The organism is Sorangium sp. So ce204, from assembly GCF_051526795.1.
In the GTDB taxonomy this organism is placed as follows: Bacteria; Myxococcota_A; Polyangia; order Polyangiales; family Polyangiaceae; genus Sorangium; species Sorangium cellulosum_B.
This window is the reverse complement of the sequence record NZ_CP150317.1, coordinates 7,666,018-7,684,060: the sequence shown is the minus strand read 5'-3', so window position 1 is coordinate 7,684,060 and position 18,043 is coordinate 7,666,018. Positions and strand designations below refer to the sequence as shown.

General features: G+C 69.3%; 11 protein-coding genes. 2 read left to right on the top strand and 9 right to left on the bottom strand.

What is annotated here, in order from left to right:
* Position 1: 1 nt before the first annotated feature.
* Both WMF22_RS28550 and WMF22_RS28545 read right to left on the bottom strand, forming a co-directional pair.
* Positions 2-1,537 (bottom strand): RHS repeat domain-containing protein, encoded by a 1,536-nt coding sequence (locus tag WMF22_RS28550; protein ID WP_438031826.1) that lies wholly within the window; start codon positions 1,535-1,537, stop codon positions 2-4.
* A complete protein-coding gene (locus WMF22_RS28545; protein ID WP_438031825.1) occupies positions 1,534-6,216 on the bottom strand; it encodes a hypothetical protein in 4,683 nt (1,560 codons plus the stop codon). The genes WMF22_RS28550 and WMF22_RS28545 overlap by 4 nt, the downstream gene beginning before the upstream one ends.
* 522 nt (positions 6,217-6,738) lie before the next feature.
* Here WMF22_RS28545 and WMF22_RS28540 point away from each other — a divergent pair.
* The gene (locus WMF22_RS28540) at positions 6,739-6,924 is read left to right on the top strand and encodes a hypothetical protein (RefSeq protein WP_438031824.1); all 186 of its coding nucleotides are present in this window, start codon (positions 6,739-6,741) and stop codon (positions 6,922-6,924) included.
* Between the two features lie 25 nt (positions 6,925-6,949).
* On the opposite strand, the gene WMF22_RS28535 is transcribed toward WMF22_RS28540, so the two are convergent.
* The 3 genes from WMF22_RS28535 to WMF22_RS28525 all read right to left on the bottom strand — a co-directional run bounded on the left by WMF22_RS28535 (position 6,950) and on the right by WMF22_RS28525 (position 11,385).
* Entirely contained in the window at positions 6,950-7,765 is an 816-nt protein-coding gene (locus WMF22_RS28535) for a hypothetical protein (protein WP_438031823.1), read from the bottom strand.
* A 352-nt stretch (positions 7,766-8,117) separates the two neighbouring features.
* Positions 8,118-10,331 carry a hypothetical protein gene (locus tag WMF22_RS28530; protein WP_438031822.1) on the bottom strand — a complete coding sequence of 738 codons (2,214 nt, stop codon included), beginning with the start codon at positions 10,329-10,331 and terminating at the stop codon, positions 8,118-8,120.
* Positions 10,332-10,515: 184 nt separating this feature from the next.
* Entirely contained in the window at positions 10,516-11,385 is an 870-nt protein-coding gene (locus tag WMF22_RS28525; protein ID WP_438031821.1) for a glycine zipper family protein, read from the bottom strand.
* Between the two features lie 653 nt (positions 11,386-12,038).
* Here WMF22_RS28525 and WMF22_RS28520 point away from each other — a divergent pair.
* On the top strand, positions 12,039-13,319 hold the full coding sequence (locus WMF22_RS28520; protein WP_438031820.1) for a lipase family protein: 1,281 nt from the start codon (positions 12,039-12,041) through the stop codon (positions 13,317-13,319).
* A gap of 112 nt (positions 13,320-13,431) precedes the next feature.
* Here the strand turns inward: WMF22_RS28520 and WMF22_RS28515 are convergent, their stop codons facing one another.
* From WMF22_RS28515 to WMF22_RS28500, 4 genes are all read right to left on the bottom strand, one after another.
* Positions 13,432-14,622, bottom strand: a complete 1,191-nt coding sequence (locus WMF22_RS28515; protein WP_438031819.1) for a radical SAM protein — start codon at positions 14,620-14,622, stop codon at positions 13,432-13,434.
* Positions 14,623-14,742: 120 nt separating this feature from the next.
* The gene (locus tag WMF22_RS28510; RefSeq protein ID WP_438031818.1) at positions 14,743-15,000 is read right to left on the bottom strand and encodes a hypothetical protein; all 258 of its coding nucleotides are present in this window, start codon (positions 14,998-15,000) and stop codon (positions 14,743-14,745) included.
* A gap of 639 nt (positions 15,001-15,639) precedes the next feature.
* Positions 15,640-16,605: a hypothetical protein gene (locus WMF22_RS28505; protein ID WP_438031817.1), complete on the bottom strand. Its 966-nt coding sequence runs from the start codon at positions 16,603-16,605 to the stop codon at positions 15,640-15,642.
* The gene (locus WMF22_RS28500) at positions 16,602-17,873 is read right to left on the bottom strand and encodes a radical SAM protein (protein ID WP_438031816.1); all 1,272 of its coding nucleotides are present in this window, start codon (positions 17,871-17,873) and stop codon (positions 16,602-16,604) included. Before WMF22_RS28500 ends, WMF22_RS28505 begins: the two co-directional genes overlap by 4 nt.
* Positions 17,874-18,043: the final 170 nt, after the last annotated feature.

Below are 18,043 nucleotides of genomic sequence, written 5' to 3'. Positions count from 1 at the left end.
ATCAAAATTTCACTCCCCAGCAATCCGCTTCTTCCATGCACTCTCTGAAACAGATGTGATAGGGGGCACCATCCGCCGTATTGGTCGGAAGCGTCTCCTGCCAGCACTTCTCGACGCACTGATCTTCGACTTTCTTACATCGTTCCTTTTCGCTTTCGCCATCGTCCGCTGCATCATCTTCAAGGGTCACCGCAAGCAGAATGCAGAGCCCCACGAGGCCAGCGCCCGCCACCGCCGGCGCGCTTGCGACCGCTCCCGCTCCGATGAGCAGCTCTCTCCATGGGATCGCGGTGGCCGACCGCCCCGTCGGATCGGTCCGGTTCACCGGGTCGCCGAGCGCGTAGGCATACAGGTTCGTGTCGCCGCCGTCGAACAGGAGCGGGTCCTTCGACGTCCAGCGTCCGACCTCCGGGTCATAGTCCCGCGCGCCGAACCGCACGAGCCCGGTATCCGGGTCGTAGAGCCCTCCCGCGAACCCGAACGGCGTGAACCCCGGGCTCGTGTCGAGCACAACGCGGCCAAACTCGTCGTAGTCCATCCGCTGCGCGACCGTACCCGTCGCCGCGTCGATGACGAGCCGCACGCTCCCGAGCGCATCGGTCAGCAGCCGGTACGTCACGCCGCCGCGGATCATCACGTCGGGCACGTTGACGCGCTCGCCGTAGATGAACCGCGCCACGACGGCGCCCGTGCCATCGAGCTCCGCGACTGGCCGGAGTGTCCCCTCATAGAGCAGCCCCTTCACGAGCGTGCCGTCGACCTTCTTGCCTACGCGTCGCCCGAGCCCATCCAGCACGTACTCGATCGCCGTGCCGCTCGACAGGGTCACCCCGCGCAGATGGCCCAATGCGCTGTAGTCGAACAGCGCCGTCTCCCCCGTCGCCGTGTCGCTCCGGCTCAGCAGCTCGCCGCTGTCCTTGTACGCGTACGTCTTGGTGCCGTACGTCAAGAGCCGGTCCTGGTCGTCGTACGTGCCGGCCTCGCTCTCAGCCGCGGTGGTCCTGCTCAACCTGTTGCCGTTGGCGTCGAGATCGTAGTGCGCCATCAAGGCGCCATCACGGAACACATCCACCAGCCGGCCTGCGGGGTCGTACTCAAACCCCTCGACGCGCGTTTCGCCCTGAATGGTCTCGGTCCGCTCGCGGATCCGGCCCAGCGCGTCCCGCTCGTACTCGACGACCAGCACCGAGACGCCGCCGATCATTGCCTCGCGCCGCTCGACCTCGCCGAAGTCGTTGTAGCTCACGGTCTCGGTCACATTTCCGAGCGTCGTGCCGGTGAGCCGCCCGTTCTGCGGATCGCGGCTCAGCACCAGCTCTCCCGCGGCCGTCAGCAGCCCATCGTCATCGTGGTCGAAGCTCACAGCGAAGGCGCCGTTCACGCTCTCGGCGCTCATGCGGAAGTCGTCGTCGTGCGTCCATTGGACCGCGCCCGCGATCGCGCCGGACCAGGTCACGTCCGTGAGCAGGTGGCCGTCGTACCCGTAGGCGACGGTGACGTCCGCCGGACCGCTCACGTTCGCGAGCTTGCCCGTCACCGGATCATATCTCCAGGAGATCGCGCCCCCGGGAACGTCGCGCTGGTGCGCCTGCCAGCGTCGTCGTGCCCGAAGCTGACGGCGGCGCCGCCCGGCTTGGTGATGAGCCCGAGCTTCCGGTCGACGTCGTAGATCCACGTCGTGGGCGCCGGGCCGCCCGGCAGGTCGGGCGGCGTGTACGAGCCGAGCAAATCGACCGGCGTGAAGCCAAACTCGTGGATCGGCCGGCCGGGCGGCGTCACCGACTCCTGGTTTCCCGCCGCGTCCCAGCCGAAGCTCACGTGCTCCAGGTCGGGCCTGGTCTCCGCCAGCACGCGCCCCACCGCGTCGGTCGTGAACGTCGTCTCCTGGAGCAGCGGGTCCACCACCCGCTCGAGGTGGCCTCGCAGCCCGTAGCCGCGCGTCGACGTGCGCGCGCCCTGCGTGGTCGTCTCGAGCCGTCCGTGCGCGTCGTACCTCAGGTCCACCGGCAGGATCCCCGGGACCTCGATCTTGACGAGCCGCCCCCGGTTGTCGAGCGTGGTCGTGACGTGCCGGCCGGCCGGCGTCTTGCGGGTGACCGTGCGTGTCGCCTTGCTGAACAGCTCGACGAAACTCCGCCCGTTGATCGTGGTCGTGTCGGTGAGCGACGAGAAGCTCAATGCGTCTGCCGGGTCCGCCAGATCCGCCGCGCGGCTGCGCTCGATGGACATCGTCTTTCCGCCCGGCGTCGTGATCGCTTCGACCTTGGCGAACGGCGACAGCATCCCGAAGCGCGGATCCGCGCCTGGGATCCGGCGCAGCATGCGGCCATCCGGCAGCGTCATGTCGACGGCGCTGCCCGCCTTGCCGCTTGCCGTGCCGCGAAGGCCGCTCGGCAAATCGATGGCGCGCGCCACCGTGCCCGTCGCGAGCGCCTCGACATGGTAGGTCGTCGACCTGCCGAGCGCCGTGGACACCGTCTCGCGATGCCCGCCCGGCTCCTCCGCCGGCGTCAGGCGCTTGCTACCGCCGGCCGGGTCCTCGTCCCGGATCAGCAGCCCGGCGTCGTCGTACGTGAACGTGTGGCTCCGGCCCAGCGCGTCCCTGAAGCCGGTGAGCAGTCCCTCCGCGCCATACGTGAGCGTCACCGTCTCGTGCTCCGGGTTCGTCACCGTCCACAGGTACCCGTCCGCGTTCAGCTCGAGCTGTGTCGCCTGGCCGAATGGTCCGGTGATGGAGCGCGGCGTGCCGCTCGCGTCGCGCTCGATCGTCGTGACGTCGTTGTCGACATCCGCGATCGCGATGAGCTGCCCCGATGGATCATAGGCCATCTGGAACAGGGTGGCCCCCGTGCGGGTGTCCACCGTCCTCTGATGCTTGCCGCGTCCGTCGAACACGTACGCCTCGCGGCCGTCCTCGGATGGGATCACGATCTCCCCGGCGGATGTTCCCGCCATCGGCGGCGGCGCGATGCGGCGCACCCGGTTCACGCCGGCGCTCATCTCCGCCAGGTAGAGCGCACGATCCGGCCCTACGTGCAGCTGTGCGACCAGGCCGAGCGCCGCGTCGATCGCGGGCAGTCCCTCCTGGATCTGGCTCGCGACGGTGCTGTCTCTCCCGGCGATCGTCGTGATGACTCCGTCCGTTCCGATGCGGCGAAGTCGGTATCCGTGGCCGTCGGCAATGTAGAGCTCTCCGCTGGGTCCCGCGGTTGCCGCGGTCGGCCCTTTGAGCTGTGCTCGCAAGGCGAGGTCCCCGTCGCCCGCAGTGCCTGGCACACCCGTGCCGGCGATCGTCCGGATGGTCCCCTGCACGTCGATCCGGCGCACGCGGTGGTTGTCCGTATCGACGACGACCACGCTGCCGTCGCGCTGGAGGGCGACGCCGCGCGGCTGCCTCAGAAGCGCAGCCTCCGCCGGTCCGCCGTCGCCCCCGAAGCCCGCCACGCCGGTGCCGGCCACCGTCTCGATCACGCCGTCGGGCGCGATGCGACGGACGCGGTGGTTGCCCGTATCGGCGATGGTGACGCTGCCGTCGAGCCCCACCGCCACGCTGAACGGCTGCCTCAGCGTCGCCAGCGTGGCGGGTCCGCCGTCCCCGCCGTCCCCGGAGATGCCGGTGCCCGCCACCGTCGCGATCGTCCCGTCGGGCGCTACCCGCCGCACGCGGTTGCCGCCCTGCTCCGCGATGTACAGGCTCCCGTCGGGCCCGAACGCGAGCCCCCGCGGCACCTCGAGCTCCGCGGCGACCGCGGGCCCGCCGTCGCCCCCGCCGCCCGCCACGCCCGTGCCGGCCACCGTCTCGATCACGCCGTCCGCTCCCACGCGGCGCACCCGGTGGTGGAACGAGTCGGCGATGGTGACGCTGCCGTCCGGCGCCGCGGCCACGCCCGAGGGCGCATAGAGCGACACCTTCGTTGCCGGCTCGCCGTCGCCCAGCGCACAGTTTGCGCAGCCGTGGCCCGCCACCGTGGTCAGCACGTCGCCCAGCGCATCGGCGCGACGCCGCCGCCCGTTGCCGAGGTGAAGCACCCGCCCGATCGGCTCGTACGCGTGGTGCTCGCTCAGCGTCCAGCCGCCTGGCCCGTGAGAGCGAGCGCCGAGCGCGCCGAGCGCACCGCGCCAGACCTTCCATAGCGTCGCGTCCTCTCGGGTCCTCGTGCCGACGATCGGTGTGCTGGAGAAGCCCGCGAACGCTCTGCGCCGCTCCGCCGGCTCCATGTAGACCCCCGGGTAGACGTAGCCCACGCGCACGGTCACCGGCTGCGCCCCCTCGACCGTGCGCCCAAAGGCATCCTTGCCGTCCCACGAGAAGGTCGTCTCGCTGTCCGGCTCGCACGGGCAGGCAAACCGCCCTTCGAAGCGCCGGCCGGCGACCTCCACGACCAGATCGATGCGCTCGAGCGAGGCGGGCACGCCGCGCCGGCTGAGCGGGATCGTCAGCGCATAGGCCGCCTTGCGGCCGGGCACGCGATCGCTCCGGTAGTGGAGCTCGAACGGCGTGCCCGCGAGCGGCACGCTCTCGCCGAGGATCTGGTTCTCGCACTCGATGACCGAGCCGGCCTCCTCGCAGGCATCGGGCATCGGCGCCGGCGGCACCGGATCCGTGCCGCCGCCGTCTCCGTCCCCTGCGCCGGTGCCGTCCCCTGCGCCGCCTTCATCCGGTGCGCAGACCAGATCCATCGGCATGCAGGCGTCCGGCGGCGGACCCCAGGGCCAGTTCAGGTCCCACGGCGTGAAGTGATCGAGCGGAACACGCCACAGCGTCGCGCCCACCGTGTAGAGCGCGGCGAGCGCCCTTCGCTCCTCGTCCGTGATGCCGAGCTCGAGCAGCGCGCTGCGTTCGTCCTCCGCTCCGTCGCCATCGATGTCGACGGCCGCCAGATCTCCCGCGACGTCGATGATGCCGAGGACGCGCCCGTCGTCGGAGGGGACCCACGCGCCGAGCCCCCGGTCGTAGTACCCCGCAGGCACGTCCATGCCGACCGGGAAGCCGAGGAAGTTGTCGACGTAGAGCGGGATGCGCTGCGTGAATCGCACGGACGTCGCCCCGGCGGCCACGGCCTCATCCACGCTGAGCTCGACCGCATAGGTATAGGCGCTCGCGGGCGGTAGCGCAGCGGGCATCGCCGCGGGGCCGTGCTCCCCGACGGTGTACTCGGTGGCCCGCACGCGCAGCGTGGCGAGCGGCTGCGTCGTGCCATCGGGCAGGAGCATCTCGGCGCCCGTGCCGGTCGGGAAGAGCAGCGTGGCTTGACGGACGCCGTCGGCGTCTGCGACCACGCTGCCGCGGGCCACGGAGATCGGCGCCGCAGAGGCAAGGTCGATGACAGTCACCTGGCGGTCGTAGGACGTCATCACGACGTCGCCCACGGTCACGTAATCCTGCCATGGCACGTCGACCGTCCTCGCCACGCGCAGGTAGCCGTCCCCCTCGTACGTCACCGTGAGCGGGCCACCGCCGTTCACGGCCATCAGGAATGTGCCGCCGGCGAGCGTCCTTGTGCTGCCGTACTCGGGGTGTCCCTGGACCGAGATCGTGATGCCGGCGAGCGGCGCGCCATCCGTGCCGCGCACCTGCCCGCGGAGGACCGCCGCCCGGTGCGGCGAGAGAGTGCCCGGGGCGACGCCGTTCTGGACGGGGCTCGGGCCGCTGTAGAGGAACGCCGATGCGTCCACGAGGGCGGTCGCGATGGTCCGATCGAGCACCGAGCACGAGGCACGTGCGATTCCGGCGACGGGATCGCAGGTGTCCAGCGTGCACGGGTCGCCATCGTCGATCGCTGGCGCTGTGCCGGCGGCGCACGTGCCCGCGCCGTCGCACGTCTCCTCGCCGTCGCACACGTCGCCGTCCGCGCACGGTGTTCCCGCCGGCGCCGGCGCGTGAACAACGCCAGCCATCGAATCGCAGGCATCGACGGTGCACGGGTTGCCGTCGTCGACGACGGGCGGCGTGCCGGCGACGCACATGCCTATCCCATCGCGCGTCTCCTCACCGTTGCACGCGTCGCCGTCCGAGCACGGGGCGTCGGCGGGGGTCGCGCTCGTGCTCGCGCCAGCGCTGGCTGCGCAGTCGGGCCCTCCAGTTTCCTCCGGCGGACGCGACGGCGCCGTCGCGACCGGCGGCTCCTCTTGCGAGGCGGGGTCGTCACCGCACGCGATGAGCATCGCTGTAACGAGGAGCAGCGTCCGGGCACGAAGACCGCGCAAATCAACCATGGTTCCCCTCTTTCCTGCGCTCACGGCTACTCAGGATCTCGCCATGTCCCGATGCCGCAAGGCGAGCAGTGACCAGGCGCCATCAGCCCCCATCCCGGCCGCGGCGCGTGCGCTCGATCCGCCCGTCCGGGGCGCTCCAAGGCCGAGGGTTTCGTGGATCTCGCCACGATGTCCCGCGCCACCGGCGAACAGCACGACAACGCCGACCAGCCAACGCGCAGCCGACATCCAGCCCCCCTACGCGACCCCGCTCCGGCGGCACGCACCGTATTCTCACCGGGAAAGCGACGTCAATACGTAGCGGCGGCTACCGCCGCCCTCACCCCGGACGCCGATCCAGCCATACCAACGCGTCCTGGTCCCCCTGCGACCGCGCTCGCCCGCGACCACGACGCGACCTGGTCCCCTCGCGAGCGCGCTCGCCCGCGACCACGACGCGACCTGGTCCCCTCGCGAGCGCGCTCGCCCGCGACCACAACGCGACCTGGTCCCCTCGCGAACGCGCTCGCCCGCGACCACAACGTGTTCTGGTCCATCGCGAGCGCGCTCGCCCGCGACCACAACGCGTTCTGGTCCATCGCGAGCGCGCTCGCCCGCGACCACAACGCGTTCTGGTCCATCGCGAGCGCGCTCGCCCGCGACCACAGCGCGTTCTGGTCCGCCGAGATGTATCTTAGGAAGAATACTCGTCTTTTGACGGCGACGTGAGCTTTCTCACGCGCTCAGGCTCGGCTCACGCCGGATCGGCCAGCGGCTCCTCTTCCGCCTCCACCGGCGGCGCGGCCGGCGCCTCATCGTCGTCGCTGGCTTCGCCGCTCGATGCAGCCGGCCGCGACTCCCACGCCGCGAGCGGTGCGAGCAGCGCCGCGCTCACCTCCTCGCTGCCGGGCACGTCCGGATCCGCGTGCGCGGCGACCCGGGTCGCATAGTCGCGGAGGGCTGCGAGCGTCGCCAGGAACGCGGCGCGCACGTCGCCGGTCGGAGCGCTCGCGGGCTTCGGCGCGGTGATGTGCAGCGCCCTGCCGTAAGCCTCGTGCGCCTCTTCCAGATGCACGAGGAAGCCCTCGCCGCCGAGCTGCTTGAACGTCCTCTCGTGCCGCGCGCTCCGGATCGCGTCGAGGCGGGCCTTCGACTCCTTCCATTCGAGCTTGTACGGGAGCCGGGTAAAGGAGAGGCCGTCCGGGTAAAGGATCTTGAAGAGATCCTTCGCCTCATCGAGGTGCGGGTTCCGCTCCGGCGGGAGCTTGCACCAGCCTCCGAGCCAATCGAACGTCGCGCTATACGCGTTGTCGAGGATGCGATCGGCCTTCGGCTTGGTCTTCGTCTCCACCGGATCGCCCCCTTGCGGCCGGGTGAGCACCTCGAGCGTGGCGACCGCGGCGGCGAGGCGCCCCTTCGATCGCCCGATCGCCTCCGGGAGCTTCTTCGGCTTGAGCTGCTTCTCCCTCGCGTCGGCCACCGTGATGAGCTCCGTGGCGAGCACGACCGACTCGGCGGCGTTGAGGCGCGGGAGAGCGACGAGATCCTGGGAGGTGAATGAACGAGCCATGGTGAACTCCTTCCCTGAAACGGCGCAGTCGATTGCGCCGGGGAGGAACGTCTTGGCAAGAACGGAGCCGCGCACGGCACCTCGGAGTTTCGCGCTCTCCAACGCTCTGTGCATGCTCCTGGCCTGGTTTGGCCGGCCAGTCCTGGCCCGCCTGGCCGCGCGAGCTCCATCACCGATGCGGCGCCCCGGCCCTCTTCTGGGGGCGCGCCGCCGGGGTGGGGCTCCGCAGCCGACGCGGACGATGACGTGACGCGCACGCCTACGGCGAACGAAACACGCCTACCGAGGACTGAATAGGCCGAGCGCGCCGCGTCGGCGCTGGCGGGCGGTTAGGTTCCTCTCCAGACACCGCTCAGGCGCGCGGGCCGCGCAGCTTCGCGAGCTCGTCGATGCCGAGCTCACGCGCCTTCTGGGCGAGCGCCTCGATCTTCCTCTTCCCGTCGGCGTCGGCGCTCGGCAGGAGCGACGTCAGGAGCCCCGACAGCGTGCCGTCCGAGGGCTTTGCCCCGGGCGCGACGAGCTGCTTCAGGTCCTCCGTGACGCTCGCGTTGCCGTTCAGGTAGTCGCCGGCCAGGGCGCGCACCGTCGCGCTCTGGTCGACGAGCCCGTCGACCGACTGGCCCAGGGTGACCGCCTTGACGAAGCGATCGAAGAACGCACCGTCGCCGCCGACGATGTTGATCTTCGCGTGCTCGAACGCCCCGTGCAGGATCTCGGCCTGCGCCTTGGCGATCTCGGCCCGGATGCGCAGCGACTCGAGCTCCACCGCCCGCTCCTTCTCGAGCCGGAGGCGGAACTCCTCGTGCTCGCGCCCGACGCCGTCGAGCGCCTTCATCGCCGCCGCCTTCTCCGCCGTGCCGGCCGCCTCGGCCAGGAGCCGCTGCTTGATCGCGGTCGCCTCGGCGAGGCCCGTCTTCTCCAGCGCGAGCGCCTCGGCCTCGCGCGTCCGCGCGGCCGCGAGCCCCTTCTGCTCGATGCCCGCCGCCTCGGCGAGCAGCCGCTCCTTCGCGACCGTCGCCTCGGCGCGCCCCTGCTTCTCGATCGCCATCGCCTCGGCCTCCTTGACCATCACCCGCGCGAGGCCCTGCTTCTCCTCGCCGGCGGCGGCGGCGTTCATCTTCTCGAGCGCCACGCGCGCCTCGGCGAACCCCTGCTTCTCGATCGCCTGCGCGTCGGCCTCCTTCACCCGGATGCGCGCCAGCCCCTCGGCCGCGGACTCGGCCTGCAGGCCCTCGGCGAGGCGGATCTTCGCGCGCGCGGCCTTGTCGCTCACCTCGAGCTCGGCGTCGGCCGTGATGAGCTTCTCGCGCGCCCGGAACTTCGCCGCCTCCTCGCTCGCCTCGGCGCCCTTGAGCTGCTTGACGAGCTGCTCCTGCGCCTCGGCCTCCGCGTTGATGCGCGTCACGTCCTTGAGGCGCGTCGCCTCGGCCACCGCGCGCACGTCCTTGATGCGCTCCTCCTCCTCGGCCACCGTCTTGTCGACCGCGATCCGCGCCCGGACCACGTCGGCGATGTCCTTCCTCTGGAGCTCGAGCTCCTTCTCGCGCGCGATCTGCTGGAGCGTCACGTCGCGCTCGCGGCTCACGATCTCGAGCTGGCGCGCCTTCTCGACGCGCTCGGTCTCGACCGCGACCTCCCGCTCCTTGTTCTTCTGGGCGACCGAGACGCCGCGCTCCTTCGCCTCGCGGGCGACGAAGGCCTCCTCGTCGTTCTTCTCCTGGAGGAGCAACGTCTTCTTGCGCTCGTCGCTCACGATGCGCGCGGCCTCGTTCTGCTCGCGCGCCTGCGCCACCGCGATCTCCTTGGCCTTCTTCGCCTCGGCCTCGGCCCGGCGCTGCTCGAAGCGGAAGATGGCCTCGTCGGAGTTCAGGTTCTGGCTGCCGATCTCCATCCGCTCCTTCTGGCGGAGCTCGTTCGTCAGCACGTTCTGCGTGACCGTGAGCTCGGTGATCTTCCGGATGCCCTCGGCATCCATGATGTTGTCCTTGTCGAGCAGCTCGATGGGCGTCTGCTCCAGGTAGTCGATCGCCGCGTCGGCCAGCACGAACCCGCTCAGGTCCTTGCCGATGACGTCGATGATGTCGTCCTTGAACTTCTGCCGCTCCTTGTAGAGGTCCTCGAAGTTCAGGCGCTTGCCGACCGTCTTGAGCGCCTCGGAGAACTTCGCGGCGAAGAGCTGCTCGAGCGTCTCGGGGTTCGACGCGCGGACGCAGCCGATGGTCCGCGCGACCGTGCGCACGTCGTCCTGCGTCTTGTTCACCTGCACGAAGAAGGTGACCTTGATGTCCGCGCGGATGTTGTCCTTGCAGATGAGGCCTTCCTTGCCGCGCCGGTCGATCTCGATCGTCTTGACCGAGATATCCATGTACTCGGCGCGGTGGATGATCGGCAGCACCAGCGTCCCGGTGAAGGTGACGATGGGGTCCTGGCCTCTCGTGTTGATGATCAGCGCCTTGCCCTGATCCACCTGGCGGTAGAACTTGGCGTACATCACCAGCATCCCGAGGGCGACGAAGGCGAGGACGCCGACGAGGACGATGATTAAGGGGACGGTCACAGGGGGCACGCGGAGCTCCTTCGCGTTTCGGTGGAGGGGAGGGCGCCGGCCCCCGCGTTCACGTCGGTGAGGGTCGGACGGCCAGGCCCGCTCAGAGCCGGGTCGGGGGCCGAATGATGCCCCCTCGGGGGATGAGCGTACACGAAACAGCCCGCCCGACAGCGGCGTTCAGCGGCGGCGCCCGCGCCGGCGTTCAGCCGCGGCGCTGCCGCTCGTCCGCTGCGCGCGCCGCGGGCGCGTCGTCCTCCTCGACGCCGGCCAGGCGCGCTTCCACGCGGGACGCACCCCGCTCGGCCAGGGGAGGGGGAGGGCCGAGCAGGGCGTCGAGCGGCTCGACGCTGAAGATCTCTCGGTCCGGGTCCCAGCTCACGAGCAGCGCGCGGTCGCCCCGGCGGAGCGCGCCTTCTGTGTCGCACCGGACGTCGAGGATGTGGCTCGCCCCGCCCTCGTCGATCGTCGCCTGGCCGAAGCGCTCGTCGACGCGCCCGGTGGAGATGACGCACACGCGGCCCACGAGATCCCTCTTCGACTGGCCGTGCCGGGTCACGAACAGCGGGCCGAGCGGCCGCACCGCGAGCGAGGTCGAGAGCACGGCCGCGACGAGCGAGCCGGCGAGCACCGCGACGCCGAGCGCCCAGCGAGGCAGCCCCCAGCCGAGCCAGAGCGGCTCGACGAGCACCGTCGACAGGGCGCTCGTGAACCAGCCGAACGCCGCGATCAGCGTCAGCGACACGGTCGCCGGCACGCGGTGGAGCTGGAGCGCGGCGAGGAGCGAGCCGGCGTCTTGCGCGACGCCGGCCCCGTCCGCCGTGCCCGTGGCAGCGCCCTCGAGCGAGCCCTTGGCGGCGCCTTCGAGGGCGCCCTTGGCGGCACCTTCGAGGGCGCCCTTGGCGGCGCCTTCGAGCCCGCCGAGGTCGGGGGCAGCGTGGCCGTGGGCGCCGCCGAGCAGATCGAGGTCGACCGCGCCCAGGAGGACGAACAGCCAGTAGATGAGCGCGAGCGCGAGCGCGACCGTGAAGATCACGGCAGGGAACGCGAGCGATGCGGCGAGCACCTCGGCCATAGACAGACGCGGGCAGGACGCGGCGCCCGCGACCGGCGTCTCCGATAGGATCACAAGGAGGGGAGGGATGGGGCCAAATTCGGCCGCACAGGGTGTTGCCGAAAAGGCTTGACATGCCTGGGTGGGCGCTCGATCGCGGAGCGCAGCGTGGGAGCGCTGAGCGCCGCGCAGACGCCCGGGGCGCGGCCAAGCCGACCTGCCAGGGAGCCGCTTCGTCCAAGGGGGCGCTTTGCGACCCGAGGCGTGCGCGGCGATCCACCCTGGTATGCTTGAATCGCTCTGGCGTCTCTTTCCTCCATATCCTGCGAGGACGCTCGATCTTCTGGCCCGGGTTTTCACCTATTCTCGTCGGAAGACCTGGCAGGCTGTTTGCGGGCCTCCGCCGTGCTCGGGTGGTTGCAGAGGGGGGAGGCGGTGGTAGTTTGAGGTGTGCGATCGACCCGCTCCGGTGTTGGTGGGCGCGGGGCGCGTCGTCGGCGCAAAGGTTACGCTGCGGGTCGAACCAGCTCACGATGAGCGCTGGTGATGGAGGCGCGGCTCACGCCAACCGGACTCTGAGCGACGACACGCGCGCGTCCCCGGCCGGAGGCGCGTGCTCGTCGCAGCTTCCATAGCGAACGCCGGCCGAATGGCGATGAGGAGCGAGGTGAGCCATGACAGGCAAGGATTTGTGGCCAGATCATGACATGTCGAGCAGCGCCGACGGCATCCGGATCGCTGAAACACTTCAGCGTGCAATCGCTCTCTTTCCGGAGGAGTGGGCGGCTGCAGCGGCACGTGTGAGAGCCGGTGCCCTCGTCGACGACCTCGTGAACGTGAGTCCAGGTGCATACGACCACACTGCTTCATCTCTTCTCGCTGCCGCGTCGGCATGGGCATACTCGGACAACGAGGAAGTCATCAGAATGATGGAACGCCGCGGATTCTCGAATGTCTGTGTCACGGTCAAGTTCAATAATCAGGGCTTTCTCATGGATTCGCTTGCGCACTTCGCCCTGAGCAGGGATGGGCGGGTGGGAATCCTCGTTTTTCGTGGATCGCAGCTGCAGCCTCTGACCAACTGGTTGGCCAATATCAATATGAAGACGGAGGCGTTCTATGCCGCCGGACGTGTGCACGGAGGCTTCCATCGCGGCATACTCTCGGTGTGGTCACGTGTAAAACACTACCTTGTCGCTGCCCAAAGCGGTGAATCAATCTGTCGAGCATCGGAGCGCGATGCGATAAACAAGCGCTGCGCTCAGGAGTCCTCGGCGGAGGATGTCTGTGTGTCCTGTGGCGAGGATTCGGGCTTGTCGAAGCAAGCTGCCGAATTTCGCAGAAAGACGAGACTGTGGTCCATGGTGGGGGCGCTCGAGGACGCGCTCCGGTTCAAGATGGAGGCGCTCTACATCACCGGCCACAGCCTGGGCGGCGCGCTCGCCGTCCTCGCGGCGGCGCTGATCTACTCGGACGAGAAGCTCCGTGAGTTGCGGCCGCTGTTGCGCGGAATCTACACATTCGGCCAACCGATGGTCGGCGACCGGGCTTTTGCCACGAAGTTCCAGAGGGAGTTCGGGGACAGGCTCTTCCGGCACGTTTATCGCCGAGACGTCATACCGCACTTGCCACCGCGCTCGGCAGGGGTCTTTGAGCACTTCGGTCAGGAGTACAGCTCTTCGATAGAAGGCTGGATCAACAAAAGGGGGCCGACCGCGGGCCAGGTGCGCATTGGGGGGGTCGCCATGCTCGGCAGCGCTCTTTCCTGGCTCGAGGAGCAGTTCTCCCCTCGCGGCCTGCTCCCCGACCTCGGACCCGTGGAATGGCTCGCGAAGAAGATCGTTCCTCCCTTACTGCGTGAACCGCTCCTGCTTGGCTATTCGCTGGGCGATCATATGCCAATCAACTACCTCCGCGCCTCCCGTGGACCCGTCCCTGGCAGCGAGTTCTTGTGAGTGAGCGCCTTCGTCAGGGCCCGCTATGATCATGGTCGAGCGGGCGCTGGCTTGCCTTTGTATGCCGGCTCCGGGCGCGGCAGGACTCCGTCGTCGGCGTGGATCCTTCCCCTCAGGGATGGACCCTGCTCGGACGGACCGTCGCGATCATCTCGGGGGGCAGCGACTCGATGACGCGCTGACGGATATGGCGGATGAGCTTCTGCAGGTCCTCGCAGTAGACGGAGGGGTTGTCGAACCGCCGCTCCCGGCTGAAGCGATGCGGCATGTATCCGCCTCCGCACACGTCCCGCAGATCGCAGGCGTGGCACGTCTCGCAGAGCGCCGTGACGCCGCCCTGCATCGCGCGAACGATCGGCGAGCGACGCGCGTCGTCGAACTCGTTGCGCAGCACGTTGATGCCCAGCTTGGTGAGCCCGTGCTCGCAGCACTTGAACGCGTCGGTCGGCTCGATGCTGCCGTCGGTCTCCACGATGATCGCCCCGGCAGGTCTTCCGCCGATGTTGTCGGTGCTCATCGGATGCCCGAACAAGAGGCGCAGGATGTTCTCGAAATACCGCACGTGTCGATCGGGCCGATTCTGCTCGAACCAGAGGTCGAACAGCTCGATCATCCAGTCCCCGTACGGCATCGCCCCCGTCGGCGGCCGATTCTCATGGTTCGCGTGTGGGAGGTTGATCTCCATGCCCGGGACGTCGAGGAACTGCCACAGCTCGAACATCTCCCGAGGTGGGATGTCCGTGTTGATCACAGCGAGCACGTTCGCGAAGATCCTGGGCCCCCTCGGGTGCGCTTGGAGGCTCCGGATGGCCGCCACGACGTTGTCGAACGACCCGGCGCCCTGGTGGTCCACTCGGTGCCGGTCATGAAAGCGCTTCGGGCCGTCGATGCTGAGGCCCACGTTGATGGACAGATCCGCGAGGAGATCGATCCACTCGTCGTCGATCAGCACACCGTTGGTCTGGACGCTGAAGTGTGAGCGAACGTCGGCCCCCTCCAGCGCGCCCCTGACTTGTTCAACCCACCCGCGGAAGCGGCGCTTGCCGAGCAAGAGCGGTTCCCCGCCGTGCAGGATGACGTGAACGGTCGGAACGTCGTGTCGGGCCGTGTGCGATATGATGCGCCTCGACAACGCCGCCGTGACGTCCTCGCGCATCACCGCGGGTTGGGACACGTACGTCCGATCCGCCAGGTTATACATGTAGCAATAGCTGCAGTTGAGGTTGCAGCGGCTCACCACCTTCACCACATACGTCGATATGGGGACGGCGTGAGATCGATCGGTTGCGATAGGCAGTCTCACGACGGGGGCCATCCAGGCGCTCTCCGTGATCAGTGCGGTTGCGAGGAAGGGGGCTCCGGACAGCAGCCCGCGCCGATCCCGACCTCAGAGAGGGCATGTTTCCTCGGAACGCCGCTGTCGCTAGCCCTCCGGAAGTACGCCGGGCCTCGGCGCGGAGCCGAAGTCAGTCCACTCGCTGAGGGTGAGCGAGTCGTGTCGCCTCTGCCCCTCGCGCAGGGCTGCGACCGACAGCACCGCGGACCTTACGGCCTCTTTCCCGATCTTCCGGATGTGTTCCGGATCGGCGTTCAGAGCGGTAAGGTCTATCTCCTTGAATTCGTCGCCACACGGCTCTGCCGCCGCGTGCAAAGATTCATTCATGTCCTTGTTCATCGTCAACTCCAGATCTCGTACACCCGGCACGCCCATCGGGCGCGGGAGCACCTCATGGTAAGCTTGTGCTACTCGCAGCCACTCGCAATGGGGTGGCAGCGTGGACCAGATCTGGATTCCGAGGTGTAACGGGTCCTCCTGGCGACGCTGGCGCGAGGCTCCGGGAAGCCCAGCCCCGCGCGGGTGCATGGCTCTTCGTGCGACCCGCCGAGCGGGGGCGGACTCGTCGCGGTGGGCATCGACTTCTCCCCGGATGACACGGCGCTGGTATCCGACTATCTCTGGCGCCCCGCCGTGCCGAGCACCACGTCCATCTGCTCCATATGCCGATGAGCCGGTTCCCCATCGTGGTGGACACGCTGCGCCAGGCGGCGCCGCTCAAGCTCTACATTGATGTCGATCGCGGCGGCGGGCGTGCCCGACGCCGCGAAGAGCTCCGTCGATGCCGTCGCCGCGAAGCTTTGGCGTCTGCTCCACCTCGTCGTCACAGTACCTGCCGCTAGCGATGAGCGCGCGACCGTTCGGGAAAAGTGTTGATGAGCGCCAGCTCCTCTCCATGCGCATCGAGGGGAGCGACGACCCCGTGCGGCCCTCATGAAGGGCGACGCCAAATCAACAACGTACCGATGCCTCGAACGCCGTGGCTCAGCGAGCTCTTTGGCTTTCGAGGCTCGAGAGCACGCTGAGGTCCTCGGGCCCACCGAAGACCGGCGCCGGCACGCCGAGGATCCCGAGCTCGAGCAGTTCCCCGAACGACCTCGCCGAGATCGCGAAGTAGCCGTTGCACCGGGAAGCTCTCAGATCGGGCCTCGCGCTCGTCAGCGCGTCGAGGCTGCGCGCGCGATCGCCCAGGATCGCGCCGACCTCCCGCGGACGCGAGGCATGTTCGGTGAGCGCCGCGTAGCCGACGCGGACCCGCGGCTCGTCCTTCGGCAGCTTCGCGAAGGCGTCGCGCGCCTCCTTCTGAAAACGCTCGGGCACGATGCAGAGCCCCGCGTGATCCGGGATGAGCCAGCCCTTCGACAGCGAGGCGAGGAGGATCGCGCTCCCGTCGTCGAGCAGCGCCCGAGCCTGCTCCGTCGGCGGCGTCGCATAGGCCGAATCGAGGATCAGCATGCGCCGCTCGTCCGCGCGCGCCCAGCGCCGGAGCTGGGCCGCTTCGGGCGGCGACAGGTGCGAGCCCCACGGCTTCAGGGGCTCGCAGATCAACACCGCGTCGAGCCCGTCGAGGACAGGTAACCCGAGGCGCGCATTCCACGGGACGACGGTCGCTCCCGCCTCGGCCGCGAGCTGCTGGTAGACGGGGTAGACGTCGGCGGGGACGCCGACGCGCGCTTCCCGCTTCGCGAGGAGCTCGAACAACGCGCGAAGCGAGCGACGGATACCGTGGCTGACCTGCGTGCGCGGCTTGAGCGCCTGCGGGAGCTCGAGGTGCGCGAGGAACCGCTCCGCGAGGTGACAGCGATACGGTGCCTCCGGGTGCGTCGAGGGCGCGATGGCCGGGAAGAGACGGGCGAGGCTCCTGTAAAGGTTGAGCTCCGAGAGATCGACGAGCGAAGGACGCGTGGCCCTGAGCTCCGCGCGGCGCGCGAGAAACGCTTCGTGCTTCATAACGTGGAGCTCGGATCTTCCAGGGAGGCGAGGCAGGACCCGTCAGCCATCACGTTCCACGAGCGGACAATGCCATGAGTCCGTTCCCAGCCGACCGATGGCTCGGTGTAGGCGGCCACGCGGAGCACGCGGCCTCCCAGGGTTCCTTCGAAGACCGGGCTCCCCCAGGGGAGCTCCGCGCATCGCTCGAAGCCGAGGTCCGCGAGCGCGTGGAGCACGAGCGAGAGAGGCACCTGGTTGGCCTCGCAATACCGGTTGGCCGCGCTCGGCGCCCACGGGTTCTCCGAGAGGCTCGAGATGTAGAGCTCCTTGAAGCACACCTCCTGAAACCCCTCTCCGGCGCTCCGTTCGAGGTAGGCGCGCACCTTCGCGGCGTCGTCGACGCCGCCGCGCTGGAGCACGCAGATGGCCCGCGTGCGGAGGCCCGGCGCGCCCCCCAGCGCGCCGGAGTCGACCTCGATCCCCATGATGCGCGCGTCGTCTTCGCGCGTCACGCCGTGCCGGCTCACCGCGAGGGTGGTGAGCCCTGCGTCCCGGAGCCCTTCGACCTGCGCGAGGTCGAGGCGCGCGCCGTTCGTGATGAGGAGGGTCTTCGGGAAGAGCTCGGACAGGCCACGAACGAGCGCGCGGAGCCGTTCGGGCTCGAGCAACGTCGGCTCGCCGCCGCCGGTGATGACGGCGCGCTCGGCGCCGCGCTCCTTCGCGCGCCTCGCCCAGTCGAGGTAGCGCGCCAGCGTGGCGCTCTGCTGGCGCGCGAGATCGGAGGCGCTCGCCTTCGAGAAGCAGAATGCGCAACGCGCCTGGCAGGCATTCGCGACGGGCAGCACCGAGATGCTCCGCGGCTGGCATCTCGCCCAGTCGATGAGGCCGGCGTCATCGAGGCGAAAGGCCTCCGCGGTGATCTCCTCGTGCCGGGTGGGCACGAGGGCGCCACGCGCATCGACCCACGCCACGCCGCTCAAGGGGATCTCGCTCGACGGCCAGCGCCAGCCGACGCCCGTGCCCGTCACGTCGTTCGGGCGCATCGCGTCAGGCCCGACGGGGAGCCGCGCCCGCAGCGCCACGACGCGATCCTTCGGCCGCCCGAGCCTCGTCACGAGCTTCCGCGCCTTCTCGAGCCCGGGCGCAAAGGGTTCGTCCTCCTTCAGCATGTAGAAAGCGTCGGGGAAGGTCGATTCGCGGATCAACGCCTTCGAGTAACGCATCCCGTAGCGATCGAAGCCCCGCAGCCAGTTCGACAGCGGAATGAAGGCAACGAAGGGGACCATGGACGACATGGTCGATGAGTCACCGAGTCGAGTCAACCGGGCTCGCGGGGGCGGACGCGAGGCCCACGGCGCTGCGGGCGCACGCCCGCCGTCGGCCATCGCCATCCGCCTGGCTCTTGCGAGGACGAAATGATTTGCGGGAGTGGGGACGAGCTACAGTGCGATTTGCG